Genomic DNA, 12,126 nt, shown 5'->3' with positions numbered 1-12,126 from the left:
GAAACGTCATGGAAACACACCCGTACGCGACCGGTAACGCACACCGGTGACCCTCTGACGAGCCCCGCACCGTTGGAGACGCCCGTGACCCTCGCCACAGCCGATCTGAACACCGGCGACACCGCCTGGCTGCTCGCCGCGACCGCTCTCGTCCTGCTGATGACCCCGGGCCTGGCCCTGTTCTACGGCGGCATGGTCCGCACGAAGAGCGTCCTCAACATGCTGATGATGAGCTTTGTGTCGATCGCCCTGGTCACGGTGGTGTGGCTGGTCGCCGGCTACTCGCTGGCCTTCGGGACCGACGCCTTCGCCGGGCTCATCGGCAACCTGGACCACTCCGGCATGAGCGGCCTCGGCCCGGACAGCGTCCACGGCTCGGTCCCGACCCTCCTGTTCGCCACCTTCCAGCTGACCTTCGCGATCATCACGGCCGCGCTGATCAGCGGTGCCGTGGCCGACCGGACGAAATTCTCGGCCTGGCTGGTGTTTGTACCGGTCTGGACGCTTCTCGTATACGTTCCCGTGACGCACTGGGTGTGGGGCCCGGGCGGCTGGATCCTGGACAGGCTCGGCGCCCTGGACTTCGCGGGCGGTCTGCCGGTCGAGATCACCTCCGGTGCCTCCGGACTGGCCCTTTGCCTGGTCCTCGGGCCGCGGCTCGGATTCAAGAAGGACGCCATGCGGCCGCACAACCTGCCCATGGTGGTCCTCGGCGCCGGTCTGCTCTGGTTCGGCTGGTTCGGCTTCAACGCGGGCAGCGCGCTCGGCGCGAACGGCCTCGCCGCCGCCGCCTTCCTCAACACCCTCGCCGCCGGCTGCACCGGCCTGCTCGGCTGGCTCTTCGTGGAGCAGAGGCGCGACGGCCACCCGACCACCCTGGGCGCGGCCTCCGGCTCCGTGGCCGGCCTGGTCGCGATCACCCCGTCCTGCGGCACGGTGTCCCTGCTCGGCGCACTGGTCGTGGGTCTGGCCGCCGGGGTCGTCTGCTCCCACGCGGTGAGCTGGAAGTTCAGGCTGAACTACGACGACTCCCTGGACGTCGTCGGCGTTCACCTGGTCGGCGGCATCATCGGCACCCTGCTGATCGGCCTGTTCGCCCAGAAGGCGATGACCGGTGGCGCGGAGGGGCTCTTCTACGGCGGCGGGCTCGTCCCGCTGGGCAAACAGTTCCTCGCCGTGGTGGTCGTAGGCGTGTACGCCTTCGCGGTGACGTACGGCCTCGGCAAGCTGATCGACAGGGCGATGGGCTTCCGCGCGAGCGAGGAGGAGGAGCACACCGGCCTGGACCTTACGGTGCACGCCGAGACGGCCTACGATCACGGAGTCCTGGGCCACGGCGCCCCGGTCTCCCACTCCGTCCTCCCCACTGCTCAGAAGGTCAAGACCCAGGTATGAAGCTCATCACCGCGATCGTCAAGCCGTACCGTCTGGACGAGGTCAAGACCGCCCTGCAGGAGCTGGGCGTGCAGGGTCTGACCGTGACCGAGGCGAGCGGCTACGGCCGGCAGCGCGGCCACACCGAGGTGTACCGGGGCGCCGAGTACCGGGTCGACCTGGTGCCGAAGGCGCGCATCGAGGTCGTGGTGGAGGACGCGGTGGCGGACGACGTGATCGACGCGGTCGTCAGGGCCGCGCAGACGGGGAAGATCGGGGACGGGAAGGTGTGGGCCGTTCCCGTGGAGACGGTCGTGCGGGTGCGGACCGGCGAGCGCGGCCCCGACGCGCTCTGACCAGAAGCACCCCGGTCACCAGGCCCGCGCCGGACACCAGCGTCGCGAGCAGCCAGGGCAGCGCGAAGAAGGAGGCGCTCGCCGACTCCCGGATGCCCGGCGCCCGCACGGTCAACGTCACGTCGCCCCGGTCGAGCTGGGGCGCCCCGCGCCAGGCCTCGGTGAGCCGCACCCGCTGTCCGGGCAGCAGCTCGGAGGGGACCCCGGTCAGGTCGCGGTGGAGCAGGGTACGCCCGAACAGCCCGCGCGCCTTCAGCTCGGCCTTGGGGTGGAGGGTGAGGTTCCCGGTGTTGCGCAGGGTGTAGGAGATGGTCGCCGTGCTGTCACCGAGGCCCGGCATCGGGGGCTGGTGGTGGCTGATCCGTACGTGCTCGACGGAGAGCGCGGGGAGCGTGGTCCCGCCGACCCGGAGATAGACCCGGGCGCCGACGGCTCGCCGCACACCGAGTGCCGGCTTGCCGCTGCCCTGGTCGATCCGCTCGTCGAGGGCGACGACGGCCCCCGGGTGGTCTCCGGGCTCGGCCCCCTCGGGGACGCGCAGGGTGAAGGGCACGGTGACGGTCCTGTGGCCGGGCACGGTGACCCGTGACTTCGCGGGCTTCGCCCAGGCGCCCACCCCGCGCATCGTCTCCTCGACCGTCCGCACGGCGAACCCGCCGTCGCGGGCGGTGTTGTAGGCGTCGGCCGCATACAGCCGGAAGGTGAGCGGCCTGCCGGTCCTGTTCTGGACGACGACCTTGTCGGTGAGGGTCTGGCCGGGCTCGGCGGAGAGAGAGAAGTAGGGGCGCGCGGCGGCCTCGGAGGCGACCGGGTAGACGGACCAGCTGCCGTTGTCGGCGGCGCACGCGGGCGTGCCGGGCAGGCCGAGGAGGAGCGGGAGCAGGCTCAGGAGGAGGACGTACGGCTTGCGCATGGGTGCGGACCCCCCATGGAATCGGGGTGGTGGCGGTCGGGCGGGTGCGGCCCCGGTCGCAGGGGCGCCCGGCCACCGGTTTCGATGGTTGGGTCAGGTGAGGGTGAGGGTCAGGACGCCGGAGTACGAGCCCGGGGGTGTGAACGCCGGTACGTCCAGGGAGAGCCCGGCGTCGACGGTGAACTCGCCGCCGGTCACCGAGCCGTCGGGGGTCGACGCGAGGGTCGCTCCCGAGGTGCCCACGGTGCCCGCCGAACCGGCCTTGCAGGTGCTGGGGCTGCCCGGCTTGGTCGCGCAGGCGGGGGTCCAGCTCAGCCTGCTCGCGTCGATCTTGGCGCCGGGACCGGTGAAGTCGGTGACCTTGCCGGTCAGGGACCAGCCCGCGGGACCGCCGCGGAAGTCCTTGACGGTCACCGTCCGCAGGTTGCCGGTCGAGGCCCCGCCCTTGCCGAAGTCGGCCGCCGACAGCGCGACGGAGTCCCCGGCCTGGGACATGGACAGCGTGCCCGCCTTGACGGTGGTCGTCAGCTTCTGGCTGCCGGCCGGGACGGGTGTGCTGTCCTTGACGACGTAGGCCGCGGGGCCCGCGCCCTTGTCCGCGCTCCAGGAGCCGCCCTCGTAGGCCACGATCCCGGTCGTCGTCCTGTCGTTGACGACGAGGGAACCGCTGAAGGCTCCCTGGGCGTTCGCGGTCACGGTGGCGGTGTCCGCGGTCTGGGTGTCCCCGGCCCGCCCGGCCAGGGTGACCGTCGCGCCCGGTGTGAAGCCGCTGCCGCTGACGGTGACCCGGGCACCGGCGTCACCGGAGGCCGAACCCAGCGAGATGGCGCGGGTGTTGGCCGGAGTGCCATCGCTCGCCTTGACGGTGACCGACACCGGGGCGGGCGGGTTGGTGACCGTGCACGGGGTGTCCAGTTCCAGGATGTAGCTGGTGTGGATGTTGTAGTCGCCGGGCGAGAGGGTGATCTGCCCGGCCTTGGTGACGGTGAAGGTGCCGGTCATGGAGAAGGACGGGAAGGCGGCCTTCCCCGGCACCGGCGGGTTCTTCTTCGGCCCGGCGACGGTGACGGCACCGGTCTGGGCGCCACCGAGGGTGACCTTGCCGGTCGGGGTCATGATGTCGGCCGGCAGAGCCAGGTCGGTGGGATTGCTCGCGGCGGCCGTGACCACCGTGTAGGTCACGGTGACCGTGTCGCCGACCTTCGGGCTGGTGTCGTCCACCGACACGCTCGCGGTGGTGGTGCCGTCGATCGGCGGAAGACCCGAGACGGCGGGCGGGATGCAGTGCGTGGCGAAGTCCACGTTCGTGCCGGCGGCACCGGCCGGACAGGCCAGCGCCCCGCCCGCGGTGACCGCGAGGGCGGTCGCCCCGAACAGTGACGCCCAGCGCCACCGTCGGGATCTTCGGGGTGTCGAACCCATGGGGCCCCCTCCTGAGGGTTGCGGGCGCAGCGGCTCATCTGCGCCGACAGGGGGCATTGATGTGGAGCGGGGGTGAGAAGTCAATGCAGATGCCGCAGAAATCTGACGGATCATCAGTTTCTGCGGCATCCGGAACAGATCGCTCAGCTGAAGACGAACGGGCCGGGAGACTGCGGACCACTCGCCGTACAGGTCACGGGGACCCCGAAGATCACCATCTTCAGCGAGCCGCCGTAGGCGTCGAGGCTGTCACCGGAGGCGACGGTGCCGCTGAGCGGACCGACGCTGACCGGGTCACCGGTGCTCATGGCCGGGTTCTTCGTCCCGCTGAACACGACGACGCCGCCGCCCGCCTTGGCCAGGGTGAGCGTGGAGGCGATCGAGTCCTTGACCACCGCGACCGGCGCGCTGATCGCGGAGGAGGTGAGGGTGAGGGTGGCCGAGGTGCCGCTCTGCGTGGCGGTGAGCGTGGCCGCGCCGCCGCCGAAGATGCCGCAGCCCGCGGTGATGGTCGCCGACTGGGGAGTGACGGCGGCCGCGGTGGGCGCGAAGGCGAGTCCGGTGACCGCGAAGGCCCCGGCGATCATCGCCGCACCCGTTGCCGTGCGCTTGCCTCTCATGGGGATCCGCTTCCCTTCCCTGTGGGGATGCCATGTGGGGATGGTCGGAAGGCGCGCCGACGAACGGCAGGCCGGGCGGGTGGATGCGGGCACACGGCACCGGCGGTGCGGATCTGACGGGTCGTCGGAACCTACGGTTCCATTGATGCGCGGGAGCAACAGCCCAACAAGGTTGAATTCCAGCCGACCTCTTGTTCGGCCGGCGCCTTCTCGGCCGACCGGGACAGAGGGACGTGGCGGGCACGACGGGGGTCCAGGGGGCGGGGCCCCCTGGTGGCTCAGCCCGCGGAAACGGTCAGCCGGACAGCGCCGTCCGGAGAGGCGAGCAGCACAGGCGTCCCCGCACCACCGAGGTCGGCAACGGCGGCCAGGTCCTCCGCGGCAACCGACTCCGACTCACTCACCACCGCCGCCGCCTCCAGGGACCGCGCCCCCGAAGCCACGGCCATCGCAACCGCGGTCCGCAGAGCGCTCAGCTTCAGCGAGGCAAGCTCCACCGACCCGGCGACATACGTACGCCCGGTCTCGTCCCGTACGGCCGCCCCCTCGGGCACACCGTTACGGGCCCGCGCGGAACGGGCCAGGGTGACGATCTTGCGGTCCTCTGCGTCAAGTGCGTTGCTCTCGGTCATGCCCAGAGCATACGAAGCCGCGGAAGGTTCACCCCGCCACGGGGTACATGGCGCCCCGCCGGCCCTCCGGAGACGCCAGCCACTCCAGCTTCGCCGCGGTGTTCGCCTCGTCCAGCGGCGTGTGCAGCACGATCATCAGGTCGGGCCGGGCCGGCACCTTCATCACCGTCGACTCCACCACCAGCAGCCCGACCAGCGGATGGTCCAGCTCCTTGCGGACCTGCCCCTGGTCCTCGATGTCCCGCTCGGCCCACAGCGCCACGAACTCGGGACTGCGGGCCGACACCTCGGCGAGCACCGCCTGGAACCCCTCGTCGTCCGGCCGTGCCGCGCACGCGGCCCGGAACTGTGCCACGACCGTCCGCGCGTTCCGCTCCCAGCTGTTGCTGCGCGACCGGTACAGCGGATCGACGAAGAAGTCGACGAGGCAGTTCTGGGTGACGTCCGGCCGCATGCCGAGGACCAGCGCCGCCGCGTCGTTGTACATCACGCAGTTGTAGTAGGGGTCCATGATGTGCGCCGGGTACGGCATCCAGGTGTCGATCAGCCGCCGCAGCCCGTCGCACATGTCCCGCTTGCCCGGCGCCACTTCGGGCGCGGGCGGGTTCAGCCCGGCCAGCAGGTACAGGTGCCGGCGTTCGGCGTCGCTGAGCCGGAGCACCCGGGCGACGGCGTCGAGGACCTGCGGGGAGACCGAGATGTCCCGCCCCTGCTCCAGCCACTGGTACCAGGAGGCGCCCACGCCGGCGAGCACGGCGACCTCCTCCCGGCGCAGTCCCGGCGTACGGCGCCGGCCGCCGCCGCCCGGCAGCCCGGCCTCCTCGGGACTGACCCGGGCCCGCCGGCTCATCAGGAACTCGCGCAGCTCGCTGCGCCGTTGACTCCTCATCACCTCAGCAGCAGGCACGTACCGCTCCTCCCCCGTCGTGTCTGGTGGTGCCACCACCACCATAAGTTCCGACTCCCCAGCATTGTTCCGGCCGCTGGAAGCTCTTGCCATGGCGATCGACACCACCACCCCACCCACCGCCCGCGCGGGCGGTCCGCTCGACACCCCCCGGCTGTCGACGCGTGACAAGCTCGTCCTCTTCGTGCTGTGCGCGGCCCAGTTCATGGTCGCGCTGGACTTCTCCGTCCTGAACGTGGCCCTGCCGGAACTCGGGAACGACCTCGGTATGAGCCGGTCCGCCCTGCAGTGGGCGGTCACCGCGTTCGCGCTGCCGTCCGGCGGCTTCCTGCTCCTCTTCGGCCGCATGGGCGACCTGTACGGCCGCCGCAAGCTGTTCCTGGCCGGTCTGAGCCTGTTCGGCGCGGCCTCGCTGCTGGCGACCCTGGCCTGGGACCCGGCCTCCTTCCTCGCCGGGCGCGCCCTGCAGGGCCTCGGCGCGGCGGCGATCGTACCGACGGGCATGTCCCTGCTGACCACCACCTTCCCGGAGGGCCCGGCCCGCGACCGCGCCCTCGGCATCTCCGGCACGCTGCTGTCGCTGGGCTTCACGGTCGGCATGGTCGCGGGCGGTGTGCTGACCGACGCGCTCGGCTGGCGCTCCACGATGGCCCTGCTCTCGGTGTTCGCGCTGATCGTGCTGCCGCTGGCCCCGGGACTGCTGCCGGAGTCCCGCACCCCGGACCGCCCGCGCCTGGACGTGCCCGGCGCGGTCACCGTCACCGGGGGGCTGCTCTCCCTGATCTACGCCCTGTCCACGGCCGCCGACCACGGCTTCGGCCGCACCGACGTCATCACCACCCTGATCGCCGGCATCCTGCTGCTGACCGCGTTCACGGTCGTGGAGTCCCGCGCGGCGTCCCCCCTCGTCTCCCTTCCCATGCTGCGCCGCCGCACGGTGGCGTGGGGCAACGTGGGCGGTCTGGTCACCTTCTCGATGATGTCGACGGTCATCTTCGTTCTGACCCTGTATCTGCAGGAGGTCCTGCGCCTGTCGGCTTTCGAGACCGGTCTGGTCTTCGGCTTTCAGGGCGTGCTGTCGGCCGTCGCCGGCACCCTCGCCCCGAAGGTGATCGGCCGCTTCGGCGCCCGTCGCACCCTGGTCGGCTCACTGACCGGCCAGGGCGCGCTGGTGGCGGCCCTGCTGCCGCTGAACGCCCACATCTGGTCGGTCTGGCTCGCCACGGCCGCCGTGTCCCTGGCGAGCATGTGCCACCTGGGCGCGATCATCTCGTACGGCCTCACCGTCACCTCCGGTGTCCCGGACGAGGAGCAGGGCCTGGCCACCGGTCTGGTGACCTCCACCCAGCAGGTCGGCATCACGGTCGGCATCCCGCTGCTGGGTGTGCTGGCCACCACCTCCGGCGATCTGCTGGCGGGCGTCCACACGGTCCTCGCCCTGGACGCGGTGATCGTGCTCGCCGCCGCCGCCGTGGTCGGCCTGGGGCTGCGCCGGGGTCAGCAGAGGGTCTGAACGATCTCGCTCCGCGCGGCCGTGTGCACCACACGGCCGCGCGCGCCGTTGACCAGCGGAAGGTGGGGTGCGACATGCCCGCACTCGACATCGGCGACGATCGGCACGCCCAGTGGGCCGAGCGCGTCGAGCACGGCCTCGTGCTGGGTGAGGGTGGGGCCGGCGGGGGCGTGGGTGCGGCCCACGAGGACGGCGGCCGCGCGGTCGAAGAATCCGGCGAGGCGCATGCCGTGCAGGTGGCGGCAGACGGTGAAGGCGTTGTCCTCGGAGGCCTCGACGTAGACGAGCAGCGGCTCGTCCCCGGCGAAGCGCGAGGTGTCCAGGTACGGCGTCCCCGCGAGGTGGCCGATCGTCTCGATGCAGCCGCCGATCAGCCGGCCCTCGACCTCCACGTCACCGGGGCCGTCGAGCCGGGTCCAGGTCCCCTCGGCGTCCAGCGTGAGGTCGCGGATCTCCGGCTGCCGGGCCCAGTCGTCCCAGCCGCCGGACCGGTGCCGCCCGGGCGGTGTCTGCGCGAACGTCGCTCCCCGCGGCGCGGCCACGATGTCCAGCCAGGACTTCAGCCCCTCGGGCGTCCGGTACGGGGTGTCCATGAGGTTGTTGCCGTGCACGGTCGCGACCCCGGTGAGCAGGGTCAGCGGCGTGATGATCGTGGAGATGTCGGACCAGCCGACCATCCATGTCGGCTCCGCCCGCCCGATCCGCTCGAAGTCGAGCAGCGGCATCAGGTCGATCGCGGTCTCCCCGCCCCACGGAGGCACCACGGCCCGGATCGTGGGGTCGGTCAGCAGGTCGGTCAGTTCGGCGGCGCGCTCGGCGGCCGGGGCGCTGAGGTGCGCCGAGCCGTCCATGCACCCGCCGACGACCACCTCGTACCCACGCGCCTCGAGATCGTGTAGCGCGACGTCGAGGCGCCCGCGCAACGCCTCGGCCACCCCGCTGGACGGGGAGGTCACACCGATACGGTCACCGGGGCGCAGCGGGCGCGGGTATCGAACAGTCATGCGCCGGATTCTGACATGCGGTCAGCCGGCCCCGGCAAGGGAATTACCGCCGGTCCAGCCGCAGCCGCTCCGCCCTCGGCAGCCCCGCGACGACAAGATCGTAGGAGTCCTCGATCAGCTCGCGGACCAGCCGGTCCGGCAGCCCGCCGTCGACGGTCACGGTGTTCCAGTGCCGCTTGTTCATGTGCCAGCCGGGGACGATCAGTCCCTCGTGCTCGCCGCGCAGCCGGATCGCGTCCTCCGGCTCGCACTTGAGGTTGACCGTCAGGGGCCGCGCGTCCAGGTTCGTCAGGGCGAACATCTTGCCCAGCACCTTGAACACCGAGGTCTCCGGGTTGAACGGGAAGTCCTCCACGACCGCGTTGAAGGACAGGCAGAAGGCGCGCAGCTCCTTGGGCGTCACTCGGGCCCCTCCTCCTCGGCGACCGGCACGGGGACCGGTTCCACCAGGACCGTGACGATCTTGTTCCGGCGTCCGGCCGCGGCCTCCGCGGTCAGCTTCAGGCTGCGCCCGTCGGGCAGTGCGACCTCGGCGGACGCGCCGGCGATGGGGACCCGGCCGAGGGCCTTGGCGAGCAGTCCGCCGACGGTCTCCACGTCCTCGTCGTCGTACTCCTCCAGGCCGTACAGCTCGCCGAGGTCGGTGATGTCGAGGCGGGCGGTGACCCGGTGACGGTCCTCGCCGAGGTCCTCGACGGGCGGGAGTTCCCGGTCGTACTCGTCGGTGATCTCGCCGACGATCTCCTCCAGGATGTCCTCGATGGTGACGATCCCGGCGGTGCCGCCGTACTCGTCGATGACGACGGCGACGTGGTTGCGGTCCTTCTGCATCTCGCGCAGCAGGTCACCGGCGTTCTTGGTGTCAGGTACGAAGGCGGCCGGGCGCATGGCCGTGGACACCAGGTCGCCCTCCGCGTCCCGGCTGATGTGCGTCTTGCGGACCAGGTCCTTCAGATACACGATCCCGACGATGTCGTCCTCGCTCTCACCGGTGACCGGGATGCGGGAGAACCCGGAGCGCAGGGCGAGGGTGAGGGCCTGCCGGATGGTCTTGTACCGCTCGATGACGACGAGGTCCGTCCGCGGGACCATGACCTCGCGTACGAGGGTGTCGCCCAGCTCGAAGACCGAGTGCACCATCCGGCGCTCGTCGTCCTCGATCAGGGACTCCTTCTCGGCGAGGTCGACCAGCGCGCGCAGTTCCGCCTCGGAGGCGAAGGGGCCGTGCCGGAAGCCCTTGCCCGGGGTGAGGGCGTTACCGATCAGGATGAGCAGGGACGGGATGGGTCCCATGATCCGGGCGAGCGGCAGCAGCACGTACGCCGCCGCGGTCGCGGTGTGCAGCGGGTGCTGGCGGCCGATGGTGCGCGGGGAGACGCCTACGGCGACGTACGACACCAGGACCATCACGCCGATGGCGACGAGCAGGGCCTGCCAGGTCGCGTCGAACTCCTGCAGGCAGGCGTAGGTGATCAGGGCGGCGGCCGCCATCTCGCAGGCGACGCGGACCAGCAGGGCCACGTTGAGGTAGCGGGTGGGGTCGGCGGCGATCTGGGCGAGCCTGCCGCTGCCACGCCGGCCGGACTTGACGGCCTCCTCGGCGCGGAAGCTGGAGACCCGTGCCAGGCCCGCCTCCGCGCAGGCGGCGAGCCAGGCGACGACGACCAGCGCGATCGCGCCGACCACGATCTGCACAGACATACGGCCCGCTTACGAGACGGTCGGCGCCGGGGACGGCCCGGTCAGGCCGCGCTCGGCCCGCCATCCGTCCACGATGGCGGCCTGGAGCCCGAACATCTCGGCCTTCTCGTCGGGCTCCTCGTGGTCGTACCCGAGCAGGTGCAGCACCCCGTGGACGGTGAGCAGGTGCAGCTCCTCGTCCATGGAGTGCTGCGTGGGCGCCTCGGCCCCCTGCTTGGCGGCGACCTCCGGGCACAGCACGATGTCGCCGAGCAGCCCCTGCGGCGGCTCGTCGTCGTCCTTCGTGGGCGGCCGCAGCTCGTCCATCGGGAACGACATGACATCGGTGGGCCCGGGCAGGTCCATCCACTGGATGTGCAGCTGCTCCATGGCGTCGGCGTCCACGACGATCACCGAGAGCTCGGAGAGCGGGTGGATGCGCATCCGCGCGAGCGCGTAGCGGGCGATGTCGAGGATCGCCTGCTCGTCTACCTCGGTGCCGGACTCGTTGTTGACGTCGATCGACATGGTCGTGCTGGTCTACTTCCCCTTGATGCCCTTGGCACCGGACTTGCCGCGGCCGCTCTTGGGAGCGCCGTTCTCGGTGCCGTACTTGCTGTCGTACTGCTCGTACGCGTCGACGATACGGCCCACCAGCTTGTGCCGTACGACATCCTGGGACGACAGCCGGGAGAAATGGACGTCCTCGACGCCCTCCAGGATCTCCTGCACCTGCCTCAGGCCCGACTTCTGGCCGTTGGGCAGGTCGACCTGGGTCACGTCACCCGTGATCACGATCTTCGAGTCGAAGCCGAGGCGGGTGAGGAACATCTTCATCTGTTCGGGGCTCGTGTTCTGGGCCTCGTCCAGGATGATGAAGGCGTCGTTGAGCGTACGGCCACGCATGTACGCGAGCGGCGCGACCTCGATCGTCCCGGCGGCCATCAGCCGCGGAATCGAGTCCGGGTCGAGCATGTCGTGCAGTGCGTCGTACAGCGGGCGCAGGTAGGGGTCGATCTTCTCGTAGAGCGTGCCGGGCAGGAAGCCGAGCCGCTCACCGGCCTCGACCGCCGGACGGGTCAGGATGATCCGGTTGACCTGCTTGGACTGCAGGGCCTGCACGGCCTTGGCCATGGCCAGGTAGGTCTTGCCGGTACCGGCGGGGCCGATGCCGAAGACGATCGTGTGCTTGTCGATCGCGTCGACGTACCGCTTCTGGTTGAGGGTCTTCGGGCGGATCGTGCGGCCGCGCGAGGACAGGATGTTCTGCGTCAGCACCTGCGCCGGGGTCTCCGGGCCGTCGCTCGTCCCGTTCTCGCTCGCCTTGAGCATGGCGATCGAGCGTTCCACTGCGTCCTCCGTCATCGGCTGTCCGGTGCGGAGCACCAGCATCATCTCGTCGAACACGCGCGCGATGAGGGCGACGTCCACGGGGTCGCCGACCGCGCTGATCTCATTGCCCCGGACGTGGATGTCGGCCGCCGGGAAGGCCCTCTCGATCACACGCAGGAGGGAGTCTCCGGATCCCAGCACGGTCACCATGGGGTGCTGGGCGGGGACGGTGAACTGCGCTCTCGCCTGTTCCTGCGCGGGGGTGCGAGCTGTGGGTGTCTCAGTCATGGGCCGGCGCTTAAGGCCTGCGCTTCCTCCTCGTCACGGCCGCATAGCTGAGGGCGGCCTCGCGACTCCAGGGTACGACGGGGGG

The 12,126-nt window shown here is 71.0% G+C and carries 13 protein-coding genes; 3 read left to right on the top strand and 10 right to left on the bottom strand.

Translation table 11 applies throughout. The features are described from left to right. Positions 1-84: 84 nt before the first annotated feature. Together ABZ079_RS03495 and ABZ079_RS03490 are read left to right on the top strand one after the other, a co-directional pair. Entirely contained in the window at positions 85-1,395 is a 1,311-nt protein-coding gene (locus ABZ079_RS03495; RefSeq protein ID WP_356937723.1) for an ammonium transporter, read from the top strand. After that, on the top strand, positions 1,392-1,730 hold the full coding sequence (locus tag ABZ079_RS03490; protein WP_356937722.1) for a P-II family nitrogen regulator: 339 nt from the start codon (positions 1,392-1,394) through the stop codon (positions 1,728-1,730). The genes ABZ079_RS03495 and ABZ079_RS03490 overlap by 4 nt, the downstream gene beginning before the upstream one ends. On the opposite strand, the gene ABZ079_RS03485 is transcribed toward ABZ079_RS03490, so the two are convergent. The 5 genes from ABZ079_RS03485 to ABZ079_RS03465 all read right to left on the bottom strand — a co-directional run bounded on the left by ABZ079_RS03485 (position 1,624) and on the right by ABZ079_RS03465 (position 6,206). Further along, positions 1,624-2,643 (bottom strand): DUF916 domain-containing protein, encoded by a 1,020-nt coding sequence (locus ABZ079_RS03485; protein WP_356937721.1) that lies wholly within the window; start codon positions 2,641-2,643, stop codon positions 1,624-1,626. The two genes, ABZ079_RS03490 and ABZ079_RS03485, sit on opposite strands and share 107 nt — an antisense overlap. A 93-nt stretch (positions 2,644-2,736) precedes the next feature. Further along, complete coding sequence (locus ABZ079_RS03480; RefSeq protein ID WP_356937720.1) at positions 2,737-4,065, bottom strand: beta-xylosidase; 1,329 nt, start codon at positions 4,063-4,065, stop codon at positions 2,737-2,739. A 143-nt stretch (positions 4,066-4,208) separates the two neighbouring features. Beyond that, positions 4,209-4,685, bottom strand: a complete 477-nt coding sequence (locus ABZ079_RS03475) for a hypothetical protein (protein ID WP_356937719.1) — start codon at positions 4,683-4,685, stop codon at positions 4,209-4,211. A 278-nt stretch (positions 4,686-4,963) separates the two neighbouring features. Further along, entirely contained in the window at positions 4,964-5,317 is a 354-nt protein-coding gene (locus tag ABZ079_RS03470) for a cytidine deaminase (protein WP_356937718.1), read from the bottom strand. 28 nt (positions 5,318-5,345) lie between these two features. Then, complete coding sequence (locus tag ABZ079_RS03465; RefSeq protein ID WP_356938112.1) at positions 5,346-6,206, bottom strand: helix-turn-helix transcriptional regulator; 861 nt, start codon at positions 6,204-6,206, stop codon at positions 5,346-5,348. 109 nt (positions 6,207-6,315) lie between these two features. Between ABZ079_RS03465 and ABZ079_RS03460 the strand changes: the two genes are divergently transcribed. Next, positions 6,316-7,737 (top strand): MFS transporter, encoded by a 1,422-nt coding sequence (locus ABZ079_RS03460; RefSeq protein WP_356937717.1) that lies wholly within the window; start codon positions 6,316-6,318, stop codon positions 7,735-7,737. Here the strand turns inward: ABZ079_RS03460 and ABZ079_RS03455 are convergent. The 5 genes from ABZ079_RS03455 to ABZ079_RS03435 are packed head-to-tail and all read right to left on the bottom strand — an operon-like array spanning position 7,722 to position 12,041. Next, complete coding sequence (locus ABZ079_RS03455; protein WP_356937716.1) at positions 7,722-8,741, bottom strand: S66 peptidase family protein; 1,020 nt, start codon at positions 8,739-8,741, stop codon at positions 7,722-7,724. The two genes, ABZ079_RS03460 and ABZ079_RS03455, sit on opposite strands and share 16 nt — an antisense overlap. A 43-nt stretch (positions 8,742-8,784) precedes the next feature. Beyond that, positions 8,785-9,144, bottom strand: a complete 360-nt coding sequence (locus ABZ079_RS03450; protein ID WP_356937715.1) for an MmcQ/YjbR family DNA-binding protein — start codon at positions 9,142-9,144, stop codon at positions 8,785-8,787. Further along, complete coding sequence (locus ABZ079_RS03445; RefSeq protein ID WP_356937714.1) at positions 9,141-10,442, bottom strand: hemolysin family protein; 1,302 nt, start codon at positions 10,440-10,442, stop codon at positions 9,141-9,143. The genes ABZ079_RS03450 and ABZ079_RS03445 overlap by 4 nt, the downstream gene beginning before the upstream one ends. A 9-nt stretch (positions 10,443-10,451) precedes the next feature. Beyond that, positions 10,452-10,949 (bottom strand): rRNA maturation RNase YbeY, encoded by a 498-nt coding sequence (ybeY, locus tag ABZ079_RS03440; RefSeq protein WP_356937713.1) that lies wholly within the window; start codon positions 10,947-10,949, stop codon positions 10,452-10,454. Between the two features lie 12 nt (positions 10,950-10,961). Then, entirely contained in the window at positions 10,962-12,041 is a 1,080-nt protein-coding gene (locus ABZ079_RS03435) for a PhoH family protein (protein ID WP_356937712.1), read from the bottom strand. Positions 12,042-12,126: the final 85 nt, after the last annotated feature.

The organism is Streptomyces sp. NPDC006314, assembly GCF_040613075.1.
Lineage (GTDB): Bacteria > Actinomycetota > Actinomycetes > Streptomycetales > Streptomycetaceae > Streptomyces.
This window is presented reverse-complemented; position numbering and strand designations above follow the sequence as displayed.